This window comes from Janthinobacterium sp. 75 (assembly GCF_004365495.1).
Classification (GTDB): Bacteria; Pseudomonadota; Gammaproteobacteria; order Burkholderiales; family Burkholderiaceae_D; genus Janthinobacterium.
In genome coordinates this window covers 2,447,041-2,467,318 of record NZ_SORD01000001.1, presented here as the reverse complement: position 1 = coordinate 2,467,318, position 20,278 = coordinate 2,447,041, and the positions used below count along the sequence as shown (strand labels likewise).

Here is a 20,278-nt window from a genome sequence, read left to right as displayed (position 1 = left end):
CGGCGCGGCAAGCGCCGCCGACACGCTCAGGCCTGCAGCTCGCGCGCGATGGCCTCGCGCAAGATCGCATCGTCGACCGTGGTATCGGGCGCAAAACGTCCCACCACCCTGCCATCCTTGCTGATCAAAAACTTCTCGAAATTCCACAGCACGTCGCTGGGCTGCTCCTGCGTGATGCCGTAACCGGCCAGCTTGGCGCGGAAATCGCTGCCCGGCTTTTCCTGCGCCCGCGGCTGCTCCTGCACCAGGCGCTGGTACAGCGGATGCTGGCCCGGCCCCTTGACGACGATTTTTTCAAACAGGGGAAATTGCACGCCGTAGGTGCCACGGCAAAAGTCGGCGATTTCGGCATTGCTGCCTGGTTCCTGTGCGCCGAATTCATTCGCGGGGAAACCGGCCACCACCAGGCCCTCGGCCTGCTTGTCGGCGTAGAGTTTTTCCAGTCCTTCGTACTGCGGCGTCAAGCCGCAGGCGGAGGCAACGTTGACCACCAGCACTACCTTGCCGCGATACGCGTCCAGGCTGCCAGGTTCGCCATTGATCTGGCGCAAGGGAATGTCGTAAATACTGTCGCTCATGATGCCTCCCTGGATGAATCAGTGAAACAGCCATGATAGCCGCCCGCGCGCGAACGCGCTGGCGGCGCAGGAATCAATACACGTCGCGCCGGTAGCGCCCTGCTGCCGCCAGTGCGTCGAGCGCGGGGCGGCCCAGCATTTCTTGCAGCGCCTGGTCAACGCCACCTGCCATGCCGGCCAGGCTGCCACAGATGTAGATGGCCGCGCCCTGCTGCAACCACAGCCTGACTTCGTCGGCATTGCCGCGCAGGCGGTCCTGCACGTACATCCGCTCGGGCTGGTCGCGCGAAAACGCCAGGTCCAGGCGCGGCAGGTCGCCACTGGCGTGCCAACCTTCAATTTCTTCACGGTAATGGAAATCGCGGGCCGCATTGCGTTCGCCAAAGATCAGCCAATTGCGCCGCTGCCCTGCCAGCACGCGGCTTTTCAGGTGGCCGCGCAGGCCGGCGATGCCGCTGCCGTTGCCGATCAGAATCAAAGGCCGTTGGGCATTGTCTTCCAGGCGGAAACGTTTGTGCTGGCGCAAGCGCAGCTGCACCACGTCGCCGACAGCCGCCTGCGCCGTCAGCCAGCCAGAGGCCAGTCCCAGGCTGCCGTCGGGATGCGCATGCTGGCGCACCAGCAAGTGCACGCTGCCATCATGCGGAATCGATGCGATCGAATATTCGCGCGGTTGCGCGGGGTCGAGCGGCGCGGCCACCTGCACCAGGTCGCCCGACTGCCAGTCAGGCAAGGCACCCGCCACGGGCGCCAGTTCCACATGGTAGATGGCGCCGCCCGCGCTGCCAGGATTAAGCAAATGCCGGCCCGTCATGCGCCAATCGCCGAAGGCGGGCGCGCTCCAGTCCGGTGCGTCGCTGGTACCGGCCAAATGGCTCAGATGCTGGAACCATTGCTCGATGGCGGCGCTGGCGCTGCGGTCTACCTCGATGCGCTCGAACAGGCGCGCGGCGCCCTGCGCCGCAAGCCAGGCATCGAGCGCGCGGCCGAAGCCGCAAAATTGACTATAGCTGCGGTCGCCCAGGGCAAGCACGGCGTAATGCAATTGCGCCAGCGCCAGCTCGCCCGTCATCAGCCGGCCCATGAAGGCGGCCGCATTGTCGGGCGCATCACCCTCGCCATACGTGCTGACCAGGAACAGGGCCCGTTCCGCCTGTTGCAGATCAACGGCTGCGAGTTCGGCCAGCGCGCACAGGCGCACGGGGATACCGGCCAGCTGCAGGCTCTGCGCCGTTTGCGTGGCCAGTTCCTCGGCATTGCCCGTCTGGCTCGCATACGCCACCAGCCAGGCGGGGCTATTCTCCAGCGCTGCCTTGGCGGCGTCGGACGCGCGGCGCTTGGCGCGCGCGCGCAGCCAGGGCGCCAGACACACGCCCGCGTAGCTGAGGGACAGGGCGGCCAGCAAGGCCAGCCGAGTCGTATCGTGCGTAAAAATCATGGAATTAATGGTTCATTCGTCGAGCATGGCCAGCATCTGGCTGCTCAGCGTTTCGTGGTAGCCATGGCCGTCGCGTTGCAGGAAGCGCGCGGCCAGGCCCTGCTCTTCGGCCAGCGCCATGCCGGCATCCACGCCCAGTACGGTCAGGGCCGTCGACCAGGCGTCGGCTGCCATGCACTCGGCGTGCACGACGGTGACGGAAGCGAGTTGATTGGCGATTGGCATGCCGCTGCGCGGATCAATGGTGTGCGAGAAACGAACTGTGCCGTCTTCAAAGAAACGCCGGTAGTCGCCCGAAGTGGCCACGGACAAGCCGTGCAGCGCCAGCAGCATTTCTGCCGGATGCTGTGTATTATCGGCACTATCGGCGGCGCCATCGACCTGTTCCAGCACCACCCACCACGGCTGGCCGTCCGGCTTGCTGCCGGCGCCGCGCAGCTCGCCGCCCACTTCCACCAGGTAATGGTGGATACCCTGGCCGTCCAGGTAGCGGGCCAGGCGGTCCACGCCATAGCCCTTGGCCACGGCGGACAAATCCAGTTGCAAGCCGCCCGGCTGGCGCGCGCGGCGGGCCGGCAAGTCCAGCTCCAGGCGGCGGCGCTGGCGCTGCGACAGCAACAGGGCCACGGTATCGTCTTTCGGCGGCAGGAAGCCGGGCTCATCGTAGCGGTTGCGGGGACCGAAGCCCCACAGGTTGACGAGGGCGCCAGCGCAAGGGTCGTACGCGCCGCCGGATACCTGCGACACATCCATCGCAAACCCCAGCACCTCGCAAAAGGCGGCGGGCAGGCTGTGCCAGCTACCAGGCTCGGCCCGGTTGAAGCGGCCCAGGTCGGACTCGTCGCTCCAGTGGCTCATTTGCGCCACGACCAGGTCCAGCTGCTGCTGCAAGCCCTGCTGCAAGTCGGCGCTGCCCACGCGCCCCGGCATGGCGGCCTCCAGCAGGCGCACCGACCAGCTGGTACCCATGGACAGGCCGCGCAAGTCCCGGACCACGGCGCCCGGCGGCGCGGCCTGATCGGAAATATGCTGGGGCAGCAGGACCCGGCGCATTGGCACTCTCGTTGCTGAAAATGCGCCGCTTACTGCGGCAGCACTTCCACCGTGGCCGCGTAGGTCATGCGGCGTTCCGGCATCGCCGGCGGCTGGCCGGCCACGGCCGGTGCGGCCGCTGGCCAGGTGCTGCTCAGGTAATACATGCCTGCCGCCGGCACCGTAAACGTGATTTCGCCCTTGGCATCGGTGCTCTGGCGAATTTCCCCCAGCACGCCACGGTAGCGCACGCCACCGGGCACGAGGCTGAACGCCTGGTTGGCCGCCGGCTTGCCGTCGACCAGGAAGCGCCACGTGGCTTTCTCGCCCGCACGCAAGTCATTCGGATGGGTCACCGGCACGAATTCCAGGCCCACGCCCGTGGGTTTGAACACTTCCGTGCTGGTTTCGCCATTGCTGAAGAAGGTTTCCAGGCGGCTTGCCGTGCGTGTGACTTTCACGTCCTGCGCATCGGCCGGCATGTCTTTCTTGAAGGTTTCCTCATTGCCACGGAAACGTTTCTGTTCACCATTTTGCTTGTAGCTGGCCATCACGTTTTGCGACACGATGGCCGCTTTATACGTGCCCGGCTTTTCCATCTTCACGTCGAAGACACTGCGCAAGCGGCCCGTGACGGTGTTCGCCGGCGTCACTTTCGCGCCATCCGGACCGATGACTTGCAGCGCGTCCAGGCGCAGCGGCTGGTGGTCGATCTCGAACAGGCCATCGGAGACGGCCGCATCCACCGTCACCCAGGCATCCTTGCTTTCCACCATCGTGCTCGAAGGCACCATCCAGCCGCGGTGGGCGTGGGCGTTCATGGCCAGGCCGGCAAGGGCCAGGGCGATCAGCGGTTTATTGAGTTGCTTCAACATGGTAGAGGCGCCTTAAGGTTTGAGTTGGACGACGACATTGCCGAGTTCTTCCTTGCCTTTGGCAGGAACGGACTGGGCCGATTTCAGCGGCCACTGGAACGGCACGCGCACCAGTTCGCGTCCGCCCGCTTCGCGCGCCGCTTCCACCACCACCTGGTATTCGCCGGCCGGCAGCTTGTCGAGCAAGGCCTTGGCGCCCGGGAAGGTCAGGGTATGTTCGCCTGGCGCGCGCGTGGCGCCGCTGACGCCGTCTACGGGCATGGAAAGATCGCGGCCGCTCTTGCGCCACCATTGGCGCATATCCTTCAGCCATTTTTCTCCCGCCTTGTCCTTCTTTTTCACGTCATACAGCACAGTCAGGTTGCCGACGACCTTTTGATCGGCCGTTTCCAGCCACGCCGCCACGTACGGACGGTGATATTCCGCTACGTTCAATTGCGGGATTTCAAGCTTGAGGGCCAGGTCAGCCGCCATCGCCGAAGTGCCGATCAGGGGAAGGCCAAGCGCCAGGGAGTAGCGTAATTTCATGGTGTGCCTGTAAAAAGAAAAGTAAAAACGATCAGTGAATAAACAGCAAGGCGATCGCGCAAGGTATCAAGATACCGAGGCCAACCATCGGCCAGGTAAATGGGCGGTTGGCAGCGTGGAATTTCAAAATCAATAAACCCGTCAGGCAAAACACGATGCAGGCGCCGGCAAAAATATCGATGAACCAGTTCCAGGCCACGCCCGTGTTGCGGCCCTTGTGCACATCGTTGAGCCAGGATACCCAACCCCGGTCCGTCAACTCATATTCGGCAGCGCCGTCTTCCAGGCCGATGCGCACCCAGGCATCGCCGCCCGCCTTGGGCAACGGCAGGTAGACTTCATCGACGCTCCATTCGGCTGGACGGCCGCCCGCATTGAGCGACCATTGCTGCTTCAACCAGGTTTCGGCGGCGGCCGGCATGGGCGCGTTGGCACCATCATGCTGGGCAGCATACGCGGCCAGTTCGGTGACCAATGGCGCCGGCAGCTGCGCCTTCTGGCGCGTGATCGACGGCTTGGCTTCGATCTGGCTGGCGTGGTTCAGGGTGATGCCGGTGATAGAGAACAGAAACATGCCCAACAGGCAAAGTGCCGAGCTAATCCAGTGCCATTGATGCAAATTCTTCAGCCAGACGGCGCGGCCGGCATTGTTTCTGGCCTTGTCTGCGGTGCCCGCCTTACCCATCGAGGGCTCCCGGCAAGGAGCGAGCCAGGTGGCGCGACAAGTCAGTGTGCTTCATTCCCATCCTTCAATCAAAGTTCATGCTCATGGCTTCAAACAAATGATAATGATTATCATTTATTAAGTCAATACATGGGCGCACCGGCCGGGCCAGCGTTTTGTAACAGCTTTGAAACAAAGCACCCCTGCTACGTAAGCTGCCGCACAGAGCCATATGCAGCATCCACCTATGCTGTTGTTCAGCACAACCATCAAGGGAGCACCCCATGCAATCGTATTCCAGCGAACAACTGGCCAGCATCGCGGCCAGGATCAAGGACGTCAAATTCGGCATGCTGACCACCAGCGACGACATGCGCACCCTCACCAGCCGGCCTTTGACGCAGCAGCAGGTGGATAAAGACGGGCAGATCTGGTTTTTTGTCTCGGACGAGGCTGCTTACACGCGCGATTTACTGAACAATCCGCAAGTCAATGTCAGCTTTGTCGACACCGGCGACAGCGTGTACGTATCCGTCTGCGGCCATGCACAGCTGCTGAAGGACCGCGCCAAGGCGGAGGAATTGTGGAATCCGCTGATAAAAGCCTGGTTCCCGGGTGGGCTCGACGATCCGAAACTGTCGCTGATCAAGGTGACCATCCAGTCGGCCGAATATTGGGATAGCAGCGCCAGCAAAATGATGCAATTCTATGAAATGGCCAAGGCCGCCATCACGGGCGAGCCGCCGAAAGACCTGGGTGAACACGGCCGGGTCGACCTGTAGCACGCCCCAATATTTTACCCGGGTGATATTGACTTTTAGTTTAACCCGGGTAAAATTGCCTGCCTAATGACTCATTGGAGGCAAGACATGCACGCACCCACCCAGCTCACCGCCTTTGCGGGTCCACACAAAGTTGCCTCCGGCACATTGCATGCCATAGCGCATACATTGAAGGAACTGGTGACGCGCGATCCCGCTGCGCAAATCCTGATATTCGACGATACGAGCGGCAGTCAGGTGGACCTGAACCTGCACGGCAGCCTGACCGAGGTGCTGCAGCGCCTACCACGCGAACCCGCGCCGGCACCGAGAGAAGACGCACCACCACCCGCGCGCACGGCAGGCCGCCCGAAGCTCGGCGTGGTGGCGCGCGAAATCACCCTGCTGCCCCGTCACTGGGAATGGCTGGCGACCCAGCCGGGCGGCGCCTCCGTGGCCTTGCGCAAGCTGGTGGAACACGCGCAGCGGGGCAACAGGGCGCACGATGAACAACGCCAGGCGCGCGAAGCGGCCTATAAAGTCATGAGCGCGCTGGCCGGCGATGCGCCGGGATTCGAAGAAGCCAGCCGCGCCCTGTTCGCCGGCAAGCAGCCAGCATTTCTTGGCTGCATACAGGAATGGCCATCCGACGTGCGCGAACACGTCTTGCAGCTGGCCCAAGGTGTATGGTCAGGAAGTCAAGAACGATAGGCGACCCTATCAGACGCCCGTGCTGCCCGTGGTGTCAGGCGCATCGTCAGCGCTCTGCCGGTTCTGCCCTGCGGCGCCGGACTGACGATGGGGCAAGCGGTCAGCGCGCCGTACTTCGCCGATGGAAAACAGATCGTCGCCGATATCGAGGCCTTGCTCGCTATCGACCAGCACAAAGCTCTCGGCCGATTCGGCCGTGCTTTGCTTGCTGCCTGCCGTGGACGGCGTGCCACCCTGGCTATTGCCGGGCTGCGGCGTAGTGGAGTTGCCCATCATCTTCTCCCTGATCGTGAATGCGAGTTGGTCGCGGATTGACTGCACCTTGGCCGTGGCCGGCGCAGCTATTTCATCATAGTCCATGCCTGCTGCATTGCATCAAAATTTTGCTACTGCGGAGTAGCGCCGCGACTGGCCAGCGGGAATGCGCGATTCCCGCTGGCCAGACCTGCCTTGCTACCGCTGCCGCCTACTTGTTGCGCGAACCGGACGAGCCCGCCCCAGAACCTGGACCTGCGCTTTGCTTGTTGCCACTGTCGCGCTTGCTATCCTGCTTCATGCCGGGATTCTCACGCCCACCGCTGGAGCTGGCGGCACTTTGCCGGCTGGCATCGTTTTTGTGGCTCTGGCTGCCCGCGCGGCGCGCTTCTTCCGACGTGAATTCATGGGCCGTGCCCTTTTCATGCGCGGCACGTCCGCCTTCGCTGGCGATTTCGCGCTGCTGGGCGGGGTCCATGGAAGCGAAGCCACGTTTGCTGGTATCGCTTTGCTTGTTGCCAGCGCTGCTGCCGCTGCTACTGGTTTTATTACTCTGCTGTTTATTGTCACTCGATGTGGCCATGATGATCTCCTTGATCGATGGAATGAGAAAACAGTGCAAACTATGCAATTCTTCCCCTTCGCACGGCAAGGGAACCATCATCTTAGTGCGCACATGGGGCGTAAGAAATAGGAGGATGGCAGGAGCGCATGTAGGATGAGTCCCGCCCACGGTAGCGCAGTTACTTTCAGTTTTCCACCAAAAGTACCAGACACTCAGCAGTTAGCGGGTATTGGGAAAATCGCCGCGTCCGCCGTCACATACACGCGCTCGCCAGCGGCTGGCTGCACCGCATGGCCGCCCGTAAAGGCGCCAAACGATGGCAAAATGGCACGCTGCCGGCCCAGCAGGAAACATGGCAGGCGCAAGCCCTTCCTGTCCGCGCGCAAGTGAAACACGGGATGCACATGACCAGCCAGCACATAGCCAGGCGCGACGGTGTCCGGGTGATGACAGAAGGAAAGATTGCCCACGCTGTGTGGTTCGTCCACCAGGCTGATACCCAGTGCGCTGGCCGGATCGCCCGCATGCGCATCGTGGTTGCCACGCACCACCGTCAGGCGCACGTCCGGATGGCGCGTGCGCCAGGCCAGCATGGCCGCCACGGTGGCGTCCGCATGCGCGGCGCGCGCGTGCAGGAAGTCGCCGAGAAAGACGATTTCCTCGCAAACATGGCTGGCCAGCAAGGCGTCCAGCGCCAGCAGGTTTTGCGTGGTGGTGCCGCGCGGCACGGGCACGCCCAGCGCGCGAAACGCGGCCGCCTTGCCGAAATGGATGTCGGCGATAATCAGCATCTTGCGCGCCGGCCAATACACGGCCTTGTCCGCCAGCAGCCACACCAGCTCGCCAGCCAGTTCCACCACGCAATGCGCTGCGCGCTGGCCATTCATGCGGCCGCCTTTTCCAGCGCGCTCACCAGGCGCGCCACCCGGTCCGACAGTTTTTCCGTCGTCAGCTGTTCGCGGAAACGCTCGACCATGAGACCGAAGGCAAACGGCGAGGCGCGCTCCAAAGGCTGCAGGCTGATGCGCCGGCCGTGCAGCTCGCGCAAGGTGGCGCGCAAGCGCGTCAGTTCCAGTTCCTGCTCCAGCACTTCGCGCTGCGCCTGCGTGAGCAGCAAATTGGCCGCGTCGTGCTTGCGGAACACTTCAAAGAACAGCGAGGACGACGCTTGCAGCTGGCGCGCGCTTTTCGGCTGTCCCGGATAGCCCTGGAACACGAGGCCGGCGATGCGGGCAATTTCGCGGAAGCGCCGCTGCGACATTTCCGTCGCGTTCAGGCTGGCCAGCACGTCCTCGAGCAAGTTGTCCGTGCTGAACAGGGGCACATCGGCGCCGCTGGCGGCCGTCAACAGCGGCGCAAATGCGATATCGTCCCCGCCCAGCAATTCAAAGCCGTAATCGTTGACGGCAATCGACAAGGTTGCCGGCTGCACGCGCGCGATGCGGTAGGCCAGCAGGGAAGCGAGGCCCAGGTGCACCGAGCGGCCCGCAAACGGATACACGAACAGATGCTGGCCTTCGCGGCTGGACAAGGTTTCCAGCAACAGGCTGGCGCGCGTGGGCAGGCTGGACCATGTCTGCTGGATGGCCAGCAGCGGCGCCAGCGCGCGCATTTCCGGCCCGCTGGCACGGCCTTCCTGGACCAGCTGCAACTGGTCCAGCACGGCATGCGCCAGTTCCGACGACAGCGGCATCTTGCCGCCCTGCCAGCGCGGCACGGCGCCCCGACTGCCTGTTGCGCGCCGCACATATGCCGTCATCTCATGCACGCGCACGAATTCCAGGATGCGCCCGCCAAACAAAAAATGGTCGCCCTGCTTCAGGCGCGCAATGAACGATTCCTCGATGCTGCCGATGCGGGCGCCGCCCAGGAACTTGACCTGGATCGCCGCTTCCGACACGATGGTGCCGATGCTCATGCGGTGGCGCCGCGCCAGGGCTGCATCCGGCACGCGGTACACGCCGTCTTCATCGGGCAGCACTCTCCGGTATTCCGGATACACGGTCAGGCTTTGCCCGCCGCGGGCGACGAAATCGAGCGCCCATTGCCACTCGTCCGGCGTCAGGTGGCGATAGGACCAGGCGCCGCACACTTCGTCGTACAGGGCCGGCGACTCGAAGCCGCCGCCCAGGGCGATCGTCACCAGGTGCTGCACCAGCACGTCGAGCGGCTTGTCCGGCACGGGGCGTGCTTCCAGGTGGCCCTGCGCCAAGGCAGCGCGGGCAGCGGCCGCTTCCAGCAATTCCAGGCTGTTGGTGGGCACCAGGGTGACGCGCGAAATACGTCCCGGCGCGTGGCCGCTGCGCCCGGCCCGCTGCACCAGGCGCGCGATGCCCTTCGCGCTGCCCACCTGCAGCACCCGCTCGACGGGCAGGAAATCGACGCCCAGGTCCAGGCTGGACGTGCATACGACGGCTTTCAGTTCGCCCGTTTTCAAATGCTGCTCGACCCACTCGCGCACTTCGCGGTCCAGCGAACCGTGGTGCAGGGCGATCAATCCTGCCCAGTCCGGCCGCGCATCGAGCAGGTGCTGGTACCACAGCTCGGCCTGCGAACGCGTATTTGTAAACACCAGGGTGGTGGCGCTGCCCTCGATCTCGGCAATCAAAGGCTGCAGCATCTGGATGCCCAAATGCCCGCCCCAGGGAAAGCGCGTGGGGTTCACAGGAATCAGGCTGTCGACGAGGATGCGCTTCTTGACTTTACCTTCCACCAGCACGCCGGCGCTTTCCTCGCCCAGCAAGACATCCTGCGCCTGCTGCAGATTGCCCAGGGTGGCCGACAAGCCCCACGTCATCAGGTTTTCCTGCCAGCGGCGCAAGCGGGCCAGCGCCAGTTGCACCTGCACGCCGCGCTTGCTGCCCATCAATTCATGCCACTCGTCGACGATCACGGTTTCCAGCAGGCTGAAGCGTTCTTGGGCGTCCATCTGGCTCAGCATCAGGGACAGGCTTTCCGGCGTGGTGACGAGCACCTCGGGCCAGGCTTTCGCCTGGCGCGCCCGCTGGGCGGCGCTGGTATCTCCCGTGCGCGCCTCGATGCGCCAGCCGGGAGCAAGATCCGCGCCCGAGGCTTGCAATGCGCGCACGGTGTCGGCCGCCAGCGCCCTCATGGGCGTGATCCACAGCACGCGCAAACCCTGTTTTCGACTCTTGCGCTCCATCCGCCCCGCGCGTAGCAAGGCGCCGAACCAGACGGCATACGTCTTGCCGGACCCCGTGCTGGCATGCAGCAGGCCGGAGCGACCCTGTGCGGCGGTGCGCCAGACGGCGCGCTGGAAGGGAAAGATCGTCCAGCCGCGCCCGGCAAACCAGGCATCGATGCGCTGCGCCAGCGTGCTTTTGCTCATCGCTTGCTCATGCAGCGGTCGCCAGCATGGCCTTCAGGGTGGCCAGGGTATCCGCGTCGGCGATGGCCTTGTCTACACGCCGGCGCAGGATGCGGGGAAAGCGCACGGCGATGCCCGCCTTGTGGCGGCTGGAGGCGGCGATGCCTTCGAAACCGATCTCGAACACCATGGTTGGCTGCACGCTGCGCACGGGGCCGAATTTTTCTATGGTGGTCTTGCGGATGGCCGCGTCGACTTGGCCGATTTCCGCATCCGTCAGGCCCGAGTACGCCTTGGCGAAGGGCACCAGCTTGCGTTCCTCGCCATGCTCGCCATCCCACACGGCGAACGTGTAGTCCGTGTACAGCGACGCGCGCCGGCCGTGGCCCGCCTGGGCGTAGATCAACACGGCGTCGATGGCATACGGGGCTATCTTCCATTTCCACCAGGTGCCCACGTTTTTCGTGCGGCCCACGCCATATGCGGCCGAGACGGCCTTGAGCATCAAGCCTTCCACGCCGCGCGCCCGCGATTCGCTGCGGATGGCCGCCAGCGCGTCCCAGCTTGCCGCGGCGATGCGCGGCGACAGACGCAGCGTCGGCGCACCCACCTGCGCCACCAAGGTTTCCAGCAACGCACGCCGTTCCAACTGGGGCAGCTGGCGGACATCCACGCCATCCATTTCCAGCACATCGTAGGCGACGAGCACGGCCGGCAATTCGGCCAGCAGCTTGGCAGGCAGCGTCTTGCGGCCCATGCGTTGTTGCAAATCGGAAAATGGTGCCGGCACGTCGCCCGCCTGCCAGATGAGGATTTCGCCATCGAGCACCGTACCCTCCGGCAAGGCCAGCTGCGCCAATTCGGGAAACCGCTCCGTGATCAATTCTTCGCCGCGCGACCACAGCCAGTTGACGCCATCGCGGCGCAGCAGCTGCGCGCGCATGCCGTCGTATTTCCATTCGACCAGCCAGTCGGCAAGGTCGCCCAGTGTCTCCGGTGGCGCCTGCAAGGGGTGTGCCAGGAAGAAGGGGTAAGGCTGGCCGCCGCGCAACGCATGTTCGTCATCCGACTGCGCGCCGGTCAGCTTGAGGAAGCCCGCGCCCGTGGGGCTGACCTTGCCATCGGTCCAGCCCATCAGGCGCTGCGCGATCAGCTTGCTGTCCACGGCGGCGATGCTGGCGAGCGCGCGCGTCACCAGCAGTTTTGAGACTCCCACGCGAAAGCCGCCGCCGATCAGCTTGATCAATAGAAAACGTTCGCGCGTTTCCAGCTCGTCCCAGTACGCCAGCAGGGCCGCGCGGATGGTCTCGGGCGCCGCGCCGCGCAAGGGCGCGATGCGCTGCTCGACCCACTCGGCCAGGCCGATGTCGCTGCGCCTGGCGGGCGCGGGCAGGATCAGGGCGATGGTTTCGGCCAGGTCGCCCACGGCGTGGTAGGCCTCGTCGAACAGCCAGGCGTCGAGGCCCGCGCGTTCGGTCGCGTATTCGCGCAGCAACTTGGTGGGCACGGCCTGGCGCGGCTTGCCGCCGGCCAGGAAGTACACGGCCCAGGCCGCATTCTCGGGTGATGCGTCCCGAAAATAGGCTTGCAGCGCCGCCAGCTTGCGGCTGGTGGACGTGGTTTCATCGAGTTCCGCGTACAGCCGGGCAAATTCACGCATGGGTGACGTCCTCCGCCGCCGTGGAAGCACCAGGCGCACTGTCATCGGCTTCGTCATCGCCATACTCCGTCTCAAAGCCGCCCGCCTGCCAGCCATTCTGCTGCAGCCAGCGCACCATCACGGGTATCGAACCGTGCGTGACGATGATGCGTTCGGCCTGCGTGGCCTGGATGGCTTGCATCAGGCCTGGCCAGTCGGCATGGTCGGACAGCACGAAACCCCGGTCCACGCCGCGCCGCCGGCGCGCTCCGCGCAGCAGCATCCAGCCGCTGGCGAACGCATCGCTGTAGTCGCCGAAGCGCTTCATCCACGGCGAGCCGGCGGCCGACGGCGGCGCGATCACCATGGCCATCTTCAAGGCCGCCTTGTCGTTGGCATCGCCCACCATCACGGTGGCCGGCAAGGCCACACCGGACTCGCGATAGACCTGCGTCAATGCCTGCGCCGCGCCATGGCAGATAATGGGACCGATGGTGGCGTCCAGACCCGCCAGGATGCGCTGCGCCTTGCCAAAGGCATAGCAGAACAGCACGCTGGTGCGTCCTTCGGCCGCATTCCTGCGCCACCACTGGTTGATGTCGTCATGGATTTCCTGCGGCGCCTGCCAGCGGTAGATGGGCAGGCCGAAGGTTGATTCCGTGATAAACGTATCGCAGCGCACGGGCTCGAACGGTGCGCAGGTAGGATCGGGCTGCAGCTTGTAGTCGCCGGACGCCACCCAGACCTGGCCGCCGTGCTGCATGCGCACCTGGGCAGAACCGAGCACGTGGCCTGCCGGATGCAGCGAAACCTGCACGCCGTGGTGTTCGATGGTCTCGCCATACGCCAGACCCTGGATGGAAACGGCGCCCAGGCGCGCCTGCAACACCTTGACGCCGTCGCTGGCGCACAGGTAATGCCGGTGGCCCACGCGCGCATGGTCGGCATGCGCATGCGTGATGATGGCGCGCTCGACAGGGCGCCACGGGTCGATGTAGAACTGCCCCGGCACGCAATACAAGCCTTCCTTGCGCACCACTACCATGTCCGCCATGCCCAGCTCCCTACGTTAAAAAAAAACCGCGTTGGAATGGGCTGATTCTAGCGCTCTTTCGCTCGATCACTGTTCGACAGCGCACAATGGATTCAAGCCGGCGCGACAAACTCGGCCATGAAGGTGCGCGTGGTGTTTTCCGGAAACGCAATCGTGACCTGGTCGCCCGCCACCAACAGGACGGTGCCGACCTGGTAACGGGGCACGCGCACGCGGCTGCCCACGGCGAGCAGGGGCGACGTCGACTGCGCCTGAGCAGGCGCAGGCGGCAACTCGTCCAGGGTGATGGGTGCGGCCAGCGCGGGCGGCGACTGGCAATTATCGCAAGTGCAACAGCGCTTGAAATCATCCGCATCACCAAAATACTCGAGCAGCAATTTCCAGCGGCAAAAGCCGCTTTGTGCATACGCCACCATCTGCTCGAGCGCCTGCCTGTCGCGCTCCTGCTTGTCGACATAGATGTGCGCCAGTTGAGCGTATGACAGCGACTTGGCCGTGGGCGCTTTCAGGCTGTAGCCCAGCTTGCGGTCCTGGCGCAGCAACTTGCCGTCTTTCAACAGTTTCAGGCAGACCTTCAAGTGGCCATCGGAAAACTCCGGCAAGCCCGATGCCAGCGCAGCAAAAGCGAAGGTGGCCGGCAGCTCTTGCGCTGCCGCGACGATGGCGGCCAGTTCGCCTTCCGTGGGATAGTGCTTGGCCAGGAAGAATTGCTGGACCCGCTTGTCTTGCTGGAAGTACAGCAAGGTACAGTCGGCGGGCAAGCCATCTCGCCCCGCCCGGCCCGATTCCTGGTAGTACGCTTCCAGGTTGGCCGGCACCTGCAAATGGATCACGAAGCGCGTGTCGGGCTTGTCGATGCCCATGCCGAAGGCGTTGGTGGCCACCATGATGCGGCGTTCGCCGCCCATGAACAAGTCCTGGTGGAGCTGGCGCTCGCGCGCCGCCAGCTTGCCGTGGTAGCACGTGACGCTCTCGCCCACATCCTCCAGCCGCGCCGTCAGATCCTCGACGGCCTTGACGGTGGCCGCATACACGATGCCCACGCCGGGTGTCCCGCGCAGCAGACGCAAGACTTCATCCTGTTTTTCTCCGGCATTGGTGACCTGGATCACGCGGTAGCGCAAATTGGCGCGGTAGATGCCCGTATTGATGATCTGCAGCTTGCGCGCTTCCAGTTGCGCGTCGATATCGGCCATCACTTCCCCTGTGGCCGTGGCCGTCAACGCCAGCACGGGCGGGCGGCCCAGCGCGCGCAGGACGGCGGCAATTTCCAGGTAGGCGGGACGGAAGTCGTGGCCCCACCGGGAAATGCAATGGGCTTCATCGATGACGACCAGGCTGGGCGGCGCGGCGCCCAGCAGGGACAGGAAGGCGGGATTGGTGAGACGTTCCGGTGTGCAAAAGATGATGAGCCGGCCACCCTGGGCTATGCGGGCGATGGCGGCATCGTCCTCGGCGCGCGACAGGCTGCTGTTGAGCTGCACGGCCGTGATGCCCAACTGCTGCAGCTTTTCCAGCTGGTCTTTCATCAGCGAGATCAGCGGCGACACCACCAGGGTCGCACCGGGCAACAGCGCGGCGGGCAGCTGGTAGCACAGCGATTTGCCGCTGCCGGTGGGCATGATGGCCAGGGTGTCCCGCCCGGCCAGCACGCTGTCGATCACTTCCTGCTGGCCCGCGCGCAGCCGCGCCACGCCAAATACGGAGCGCAGCAGGCGCTGGATCTTGCGCTGCCGGGCGCTGCCCGACTCTTGCGTTGCGGAAGTGGTGCTCGTCATCATGGTCCGGTCCCTGACATGCCGGCGCCAGCCGCCAGCTTGCCCTCACTTTATGGCCGGGCCCGGCGCACCGCCATAGGACGGCTGCTACAGCCCGCGTAGGACTTCAGGAAGCGAACAGGATGGCCCAGAAGACCATCAGCAAGCCGGCAATCGACACGCACCACACCAGCGTGCGCACGACGGGCACGCCAAACGCGTACAGGGGCAGGTAGAGCACGCGGGCGGCAAGGTACAAGGCCGCGCCGTACAGTGTCAGCGCGCTTTCCTGCGCCGTGACATGGGCGATCAGCACGGCGGCAGCAAACAGGGGCAGGGTTTCAAACAGGTTCGCCTGGGCCCGCTGCAAGCGGCCCGTGATCTTGCCCACGGGAGGCCCGTCGCCGTCGCGCGCGCTCACGTTATACGCCGTGCCGGTTTCGCGCGTGCGGAACAGCGCGGGCAGCAGGATTTGCACCAGCGCCAGCACCAGAGTACAGCCCAGCATGGTCAGTTCAGGAGTCATGTGTGTCTCTGCAGGTAAGACAGGCAGGCCGTGCCCGTCAGGGTTGGTCGAGTGCTGCTTGTAATTCCGTCAAATCATAGGGTTTGCGCAAGACACTGGCGGAAAAGCCCAATTCATCCATTGACTCCTTGCCATAGCCCGTGGAAAAGATGATGCGCATGCCCGGCTTATCGCGCAGCACCATGCGTGCCAGCGCGATGCCGGACATGCCGGGCAAGCTGACATCGGTAAACAGGATATCGAAGTCTTGCTCGTTGAGCAATTCCCACGCCGCCTCGCCATCGGAGACGCCGCTGACCGTGTGGCCCAGCATGCCCACCAGCTCGCACACCATCAGCTGGGAATCGAGATTGTCTTCCACCACGAGTATTTTCATCGATGTCGGCATGTCACCCTGCGGTACCAAAGCGTGGCCCGTCAAATCGAGCCCTGGCGTGCCGCTCCCCAGCACGCTGGCCGCCGTGCTGCCGTTTGCCGCAGAGCTGGCCACCGGCGCGCCGGACCGTTCAAACTGGCGCGCACGCATTTGCTGCTGGCGGTTGGCCAGCACATGGCGCAGCTTGCGCGCCAGCTCTTCGCGCCGGTAAGGCTTGCTGAGCAATTCCACCCCCGCGTCGAGCCTGCCCTCGTGCACGATGATGTCTTGCGCATAGCCCGAGGTGAACAATACGGCGATGTCGGGCTGCAACTCGCGCGCCTGGCGCGCCATTTCCGTGCTGCTGACGGGACCCGGCATGATCACGTCCGTAAACAGCAAGTCGATCTGCGCACCGCTGTGCAGCACGGCCAGCGCGCTTTCGCCATCCTCGGCTTTCAGCACCGTATAGCCGAGCGCGCCCAGCATGTCGACCACGGTGGTGCGCACGCCCACGTCGTCTTCCACCACCAGCACCGTTTCCGTGCCGCCCGTGACGACGCCGCTCAATTCCAGTTCCTCGTCCGCTTCGGCCATGAGGGAGCGGGGCAAATAGATTTTGACTCCCGTGCCCACGCCAGGTTCACTGTAAATGCGAATATGGCCGCGGCTTTGCGTGACGAAACCATATGCCATCGACAGGCCCAGGCCCGTGCCCGCGCCTTCCGGCTTGGTGGTAAAAAACGGCTCGAACGCGCGCTGCAGCACGGGACCGCTCATGCCGTGGCCTGTGTCCGTCACCGACAACATCACGTACTGGCCCGCCGGTACGTCAACAAGCTTGTGTACATACTGTTCGTCGAGCACCACATTGCCCAGCTCGATGGTCAGCTTGCCCACGCCATCCATGGCGTCGCGCGCATTGATGGCCAGGTTGAGGATGACGTTCTCGATCTGGCTGCGGTCGACCAGGGTATTCCACAGCCCGCCGCCGCCCACCAGCACGATGTCGATCGCTTCGCCCAGGGCGCGCCGCAGCAGCGCATCCATGTTGCGCACCACGCGCGCCAGGTCGGCCACCACGGGTTTCAAAGGTTGACGCCGCGCAAACGCCAACAGGTGCGACGACAGCTTGGCACCCCGCTCGACGGCGGCAATCGCCGTGTCCAGGCGCTGGCGCATCAAGCCATCCGTGCCCGTCAGGTGCTGCAGCAAATGCAAATTACCGGAGATGATTTGCAGCACATTGTTGAAATCGTGCGCGATGCCGCCCGTCAACTGGCCCACGGCTTCCATCTTTTGCGCCTGGCGCAAGGCATCTTCCGCCTTGGTGCGCTCACCCACTTCCTGTTCGACACGGTGTTCCAGCGTTTCGTTCAACTCATGCAACGCCTTTTCCACGCGGCGCCGGTCCGTGATGTCCGTCTTGACGGCGATCAAGGAGCGCGTTTGCCCCTGCTCGTCCAGCAGGCGGCTGACATTGCTCGACACCCACACTTGCGAGCCGTCGGGCTTCAAATAGCGCTTTTCCAGCGAGAACGACTCGCCCGTTTCCACCAGGCGCTGGAACAGCACGCTGTTGCCAGGCACGTCCGCCGGATGCATGATGTCGTTCATGTTTAGGCTCAGCAGCTCTTCTGCGGAACGCCCCAGCATGCGGCACAGGGCCCCGTTGACGCGCTGGAAACTGCCATCGAGGCCCAGCTCGGACAAGCCCACGGAGGCCTGGCCGAAAATGGCCGACATGCGCTCCTGGCTGGCGTTGAGTTCATCCTCGATCTGGCGCCGCTCCGTCACATCGAACGACACGCCCACGTAGCGGCGCTGGCCCGGCACGCGGCCGGCCACCACCTCGCCCTGGCGCGCAATCCAGCGCAACGCACCATCGGCAGGGCGGCGGATGCGATATTCCACGTATTCGAGAGGATTGGGCGCCAGATCAAGCTTGCTGGGTCCGACCTTTTGCTGGTCGCGCGCATCGACCAGGCTCACCAGCAGGCGTTCCGTCACGTCCTCCTCGTCGGCAAGGCCCCACAGGCGGCGGAAGGTAGGCGACACCAGCATCGCGCCCGTCTCGGGGAACCATTCGAAGGTACCGATGCCGCCCGCCTGCTGGGCCAGGCGCAGCCGTTCCTCGGCTTCCATACGCTCGGTGACATCGATGCCCTCGACGAGGATGCCCGTCACCACGCCCTCGTCATCCTTGATGGGCTGGTAGATGAAATCGATCTGGCGCTGGCCCGTGCGCCCGTCCGCCGTCTGCAAATCCACCTTCACCTGCCGCCCTTCGTAGGGCTCGCCCGTGCGGTAGACCTGGTCGAGCAGTTCGATGAAGCCCTGCGACTTGACTTCGGGCAAGGCCGATTCGACGGTTTTTCCCAGCAGGTCCAGTTCGAGGCGCCCCACCAGGCGCAGATAATGTTCATTCGCCAATTCAAACACGTGCTGCGGCCCGCGTAGCAGGGCCATGAAACTGGGCGCCTGCTGGAACAGGGCGCGCAGCAGCGCGCGCTCCTCGCCCAGGCGGCGGTTGGCCGCGCGCACGGCCTCGCTCTCCGTCTGCAAGGTGGTGTTGAGTTGGCCCAGCTCGGCAGTGGCCAGCTTCAGCTGGCGCCCCTCTTCCATGCGCGCCGTCAATTCCAGCGCCGTGCACAGCACGCCGTCCACCTGGCCCTCGGCGCCATGCACGGGCGCATAAAACAGGTCGAAGCAAACATCCGTCGCTTTTCCATCACGCAACAGCGGCAAACAGCGCTCGCGGTGCACCTGCGTCTCGCCACGCAGTCCCGCTTCGAGGATGCGCGCGTTCCAGTCCCAGATTTCGGGCCAGACGGCGGGCACCGTGCCGCCCAGCGCCGCCGGATGGCGCTCCCCGGCGATCTGGATGTAGTCGTCGTTGTAAATCATGACGTGCTGCGGCCCCCACATCAGCACCATCGCCATCGGCGAATTGAGCATGATGTCGACGCTGGTGCGCAAATTGGCCGGCCAGTCTTCAAGCGCGCCCAGGCTGGTGGCGGACCAGTCATGCTGGCGCACCAGCTCGCCCATACTGCCGCCGCCGCGCGGCCAGGCTGGCGCGCTCATGTGGCCAGTCCCGCTTGCACGCGCACCTGGCACTGGCGCGGGATGCGCACCGTCGCCACCGTGCCCTGCGTGGCCGTCGAACTGAGCTCGACAGTGCCACCATGCGCCTTGACGAACATGTTCACCGTGTACAGGCCCAGTCCCAGGCCCTGCCCCGTCCTGCGCTTCTCGCCCGCTTGCTGGAACGGTTCGAACAGGGTCGGCAGCAAGGCGGCGGGAATCACGCCACGATTGGCAATGCGCAACTCAATACTGTCGGCGGCGCGCCCATCTATCGACAGCTGCACCGGCGTGCCCGCCTCGCCATGGGTGAGGGCATTGCACAAGAGATTCGAAATGACTTGCGATAGCAAGCCGGCATCGCATTGGCCGTGCAGCTCGCCAACACTGCTGACTTCGACAAGCGGGGCCTGGCCGGCCGTCTCGAATTCCTCGACGATGGCGCGCGCCAGCACCTGGTAGTCGTGCGTGCTGCTGCGCAACTCCATCGTGCCGGAACGGATGCGCGCCAGGTCCAGCAGCTGGTCGACCATGCGCGCCATGCGCTTGGCGCTGCTTTCGATGCGCTGCGCCGTGACGATGACCTTCGGGTGGTCGCTCATCATCGGCAACAACATGGCGCCATTCATTACCACCGACAGGGGGGTGCGCAAGTCGTGGCCCAGCACGGCCGTGAACAGTTCATTGAGGTGCAGCGCATGCTTGAGTTCGTCGAGCTGGGCCGACAATTCGCGTTTCTGCTGGTACAGCTGCACCAGCACCGCCACCTTGCTTTGCAAGGCTTTCACGTCGATGGGCTTGTACAGGAAATCAACGGCACCCGCCTCGTAGCCACGGAAACTGTAGCTCGGTTCGCGCGATGCGGCCGTGAGGAAAATCAAGGGGATGCCGCGCGTGCGTTCGCTGCCGCGTATCAGTTCGGCCAATTCAAAACCATCCATCTGCGGCATTTGCACGTCGATCAGGGCAAGTGCAACTTCATGCGTCAACAGCAATTCCAGCGCCTGCGCGCCCGAATCTGCTTTCAGGATGACAATACCGGGCCTTGCCAGCACGGCTTCGGCGGCGACCAGGTTTTGCGCAATGTCGTCAACGACGAGGATATGGATAGGGGCGGTCACGGAA

General features: G+C 64.3%; 18 protein-coding genes. 2 read left to right on the top strand and 16 right to left on the bottom strand.

Annotated features, from left to right (window positions below; genetic code table 11):
* Positions 1 to 26: 26 nt before the first annotated feature.
* The 6 genes from C8C89_RS11210 to C8C89_RS11185 form a co-directional block, all read right to left on the bottom strand.
* Positions 27 to 578, bottom strand: a complete 552-nt coding sequence (locus C8C89_RS11210; RefSeq protein ID WP_133989932.1) for a glutathione peroxidase — start codon at positions 576 to 578, stop codon at positions 27 to 29.
* Between the two features lie 73 nt (positions 579 to 651).
* Positions 652 to 2,016: a sulfite reductase subunit alpha gene (locus C8C89_RS11205; RefSeq protein WP_133989930.1), complete on the bottom strand. Its 1,365-nt coding sequence runs from the start codon at positions 2,014 to 2,016 to the stop codon at positions 652 to 654.
* 12 nt (positions 2,017 to 2,028) lie between these two features.
* Positions 2,029 to 3,069 (bottom strand): FAD:protein FMN transferase, encoded by a 1,041-nt coding sequence (locus tag C8C89_RS11200; protein WP_133989929.1) that lies wholly within the window; start codon positions 3,067 to 3,069, stop codon positions 2,029 to 2,031.
* 29 nt (positions 3,070 to 3,098) lie between these two features.
* A complete protein-coding gene (locus tag C8C89_RS11195) occupies positions 3,099 to 3,923 on the bottom strand; it encodes a DUF4198 domain-containing protein (RefSeq protein ID WP_101482278.1) in 825 nt (274 codons plus the stop codon).
* Between the two features lie 12 nt (positions 3,924 to 3,935).
* Positions 3,936 to 4,451: a DUF2271 domain-containing protein gene (locus C8C89_RS11190; protein ID WP_133989927.1), complete on the bottom strand. Its 516-nt coding sequence runs from the start codon at positions 4,449 to 4,451 to the stop codon at positions 3,936 to 3,938.
* Positions 4,452 to 4,482: 31 nt separating this feature from the next.
* Complete coding sequence (locus C8C89_RS11185) at positions 4,483 to 5,136, bottom strand: PepSY-associated TM helix domain-containing protein (protein WP_133989925.1); 654 nt, start codon at positions 5,134 to 5,136, stop codon at positions 4,483 to 4,485.
* Positions 5,137 to 5,399: 263 nt separating this feature from the next.
* Here C8C89_RS11185 and C8C89_RS11180 point away from each other — a divergent pair, with 263 nt between their 5' ends.
* Positions 5,400 to 5,897: a pyridoxamine 5'-phosphate oxidase family protein gene (locus C8C89_RS11180; protein ID WP_133989923.1), complete on the top strand. Its 498-nt coding sequence runs from the start codon at positions 5,400 to 5,402 to the stop codon at positions 5,895 to 5,897.
* 87 nt (positions 5,898 to 5,984) lie between these two features.
* Positions 5,985 to 6,587 carry a DUF2239 family protein gene (locus C8C89_RS11175; RefSeq protein ID WP_133989921.1) on the top strand — a complete coding sequence of 201 codons (603 nt, stop codon included), beginning with the start codon at positions 5,985 to 5,987 and terminating at the stop codon, positions 6,585 to 6,587.
* A 9-nt stretch (positions 6,588 to 6,596) separates the two neighbouring features.
* On the opposite strand, the gene C8C89_RS11170 is transcribed toward C8C89_RS11175, so the two are convergent.
* The 10 genes from C8C89_RS11170 to C8C89_RS11125 all read right to left on the bottom strand — a co-directional run bounded on the left by C8C89_RS11170 (position 6,597) and on the right by C8C89_RS11125 (position 20,274).
* Positions 6,597 to 6,947 carry a hypothetical protein gene (locus tag C8C89_RS11170; protein WP_133989919.1) on the bottom strand — a complete coding sequence of 117 codons (351 nt, stop codon included), beginning with the start codon at positions 6,945 to 6,947 and terminating at the stop codon, positions 6,597 to 6,599.
* 106 nt (positions 6,948 to 7,053) lie between these two features.
* Positions 7,054 to 7,425, bottom strand: a complete 372-nt coding sequence (locus tag C8C89_RS11165; RefSeq protein WP_133989917.1) for a KGG domain-containing protein — start codon at positions 7,423 to 7,425, stop codon at positions 7,054 to 7,056.
* Between the two features lie 194 nt (positions 7,426 to 7,619).
* On the bottom strand, positions 7,620 to 8,294 hold the full coding sequence (gene pdeM / locus C8C89_RS11160; protein ID WP_133989915.1) for a ligase-associated DNA damage response endonuclease PdeM: 675 nt from the start codon (positions 8,292 to 8,294) through the stop codon (positions 7,620 to 7,622).
* Entirely contained in the window at positions 8,291 to 10,756 is a 2,466-nt protein-coding gene (locus tag C8C89_RS11155) for a ligase-associated DNA damage response DEXH box helicase (RefSeq protein ID WP_133989913.1), read from the bottom strand. The genes pdeM and C8C89_RS11155 overlap by 4 nt, the downstream gene beginning before the upstream one ends.
* Before the next feature lie 7 nt (positions 10,757 to 10,763).
* On the bottom strand, positions 10,764 to 12,395 hold the full coding sequence (locus C8C89_RS11150; protein ID WP_133989911.1) for an ATP-dependent DNA ligase: 1,632 nt from the start codon (positions 12,393 to 12,395) through the stop codon (positions 10,764 to 10,766).
* On the bottom strand, positions 12,388 to 13,428 hold the full coding sequence (locus C8C89_RS11145; RefSeq protein WP_101482288.1) for a ligase-associated DNA damage response exonuclease: 1,041 nt from the start codon (positions 13,426 to 13,428) through the stop codon (positions 12,388 to 12,390). The genes C8C89_RS11150 and C8C89_RS11145 overlap by 8 nt, the downstream gene beginning before the upstream one ends.
* A 92-nt stretch (positions 13,429 to 13,520) precedes the next feature.
* Positions 13,521 to 15,209 (bottom strand): ATP-dependent DNA helicase RecQ, encoded by a 1,689-nt coding sequence (locus C8C89_RS11140; protein WP_243857973.1) that lies wholly within the window; start codon positions 15,207 to 15,209, stop codon positions 13,521 to 13,523.
* 103 nt (positions 15,210 to 15,312) lie between these two features.
* Positions 15,313 to 15,711, bottom strand: a complete 399-nt coding sequence (locus tag C8C89_RS11135) for an MAPEG family protein (RefSeq protein ID WP_101482289.1) — start codon at positions 15,709 to 15,711, stop codon at positions 15,313 to 15,315.
* Positions 15,712 to 15,748: 37 nt separating this feature from the next.
* Positions 15,749 to 19,153, bottom strand: coding sequence for a PAS domain S-box protein (locus C8C89_RS11130; protein WP_133989909.1), 3,405 nt, complete (start codon positions 19,151 to 19,153; stop codon positions 15,749 to 15,751).
* Positions 19,150 to 20,274 (bottom strand): hybrid sensor histidine kinase/response regulator, encoded by a 1,125-nt coding sequence (locus C8C89_RS11125; protein ID WP_133989907.1) that lies wholly within the window; start codon positions 20,272 to 20,274, stop codon positions 19,150 to 19,152. The genes C8C89_RS11130 and C8C89_RS11125 overlap by 4 nt, the downstream gene beginning before the upstream one ends.
* Between the last annotated feature and the right edge of the window lie 4 nt (positions 20,275 to 20,278).

What these genes read in the sequence shown, in the direction of transcription:
- C8C89_RS11210 (WP_133989932.1), bottom strand. Translation starts at nt 578, where the DNA reads ATGAGCGACAGTATTTACGACATTCCCTTGCGCCAGATCAATGGCGAA.
- C8C89_RS11205 (WP_133989930.1), bottom strand. Translation starts at nt 2,016, where the DNA reads ATGATTTTTACGCACGATACGACTCGGCTGGCCTTGCTGGCCGCCCTG.
- C8C89_RS11200 (WP_133989929.1), bottom strand. Translation starts at nt 3,069, where the DNA reads ATGCGCCGGGTCCTGCTGCCCCAGCATATTTCCGATCAGGCCGCGCCG.
- C8C89_RS11195 (WP_101482278.1), bottom strand. Translation starts at nt 3,923, where the DNA reads ATGTTGAAGCAACTCAATAAACCGCTGATCGCCCTGGCCCTTGCCGGC.
- C8C89_RS11190 (WP_133989927.1), bottom strand. Translation starts at nt 4,451, where the DNA reads ATGAAATTACGCTACTCCCTGGCGCTTGGCCTTCCCCTGATCGGCACT.
- C8C89_RS11185 (WP_133989925.1), bottom strand. Translation starts at nt 5,136, where the DNA reads ATGGGTAAGGCGGGCACCGCAGACAAGGCCAGAAACAATGCCGGCCGC.
- C8C89_RS11180 (WP_133989923.1), top strand. Translation starts at nt 5,400, where the DNA reads ATGCAATCGTATTCCAGCGAACAACTGGCCAGCATCGCGGCCAGGATC.
- C8C89_RS11175 (WP_133989921.1), top strand. Translation starts at nt 5,985, where the DNA reads ATGCACGCACCCACCCAGCTCACCGCCTTTGCGGGTCCACACAAAGTT.
- C8C89_RS11170 (WP_133989919.1), bottom strand. Translation starts at nt 6,947, where the DNA reads ATGGACTATGATGAAATAGCTGCGCCGGCCACGGCCAAGGTGCAGTCA.
- C8C89_RS11165 (WP_133989917.1), bottom strand. Translation starts at nt 7,425, where the DNA reads ATGGCCACATCGAGTGACAATAAACAGCAGAGTAATAAAACCAGTAGC.
- pdeM (WP_133989915.1), bottom strand. Translation starts at nt 8,294, where the DNA reads ATGAATGGCCAGCGCGCAGCGCATTGCGTGGTGGAACTGGCTGGCGAG.
- C8C89_RS11155 (WP_133989913.1), bottom strand. Translation starts at nt 10,756, where the DNA reads ATGAGCAAAAGCACGCTGGCGCAGCGCATCGATGCCTGGTTTGCCGGG.
- C8C89_RS11150 (WP_133989911.1), bottom strand. Translation starts at nt 12,395, where the DNA reads ATGCGTGAATTTGCCCGGCTGTACGCGGAACTCGATGAAACCACGTCC.
- C8C89_RS11145 (WP_101482288.1), bottom strand. Translation starts at nt 13,428, where the DNA reads ATGGCGGACATGGTAGTGGTGCGCAAGGAAGGCTTGTATTGCGTGCCG.
- C8C89_RS11140 (WP_243857973.1), bottom strand. Translation starts at nt 15,209, where the DNA reads ATGATGACGAGCACCACTTCCGCAACGCAAGAGTCGGGCAGCGCCCGG.
- C8C89_RS11135 (WP_101482289.1), bottom strand. Translation starts at nt 15,711, where the DNA reads ATGACTCCTGAACTGACCATGCTGGGCTGTACTCTGGTGCTGGCGCTG.
- C8C89_RS11130 (WP_133989909.1), bottom strand. Translation starts at nt 19,153, where the DNA reads ATGAGCGCGCCAGCCTGGCCGCGCGGCGGCGGCAGTATGGGCGAGCTG.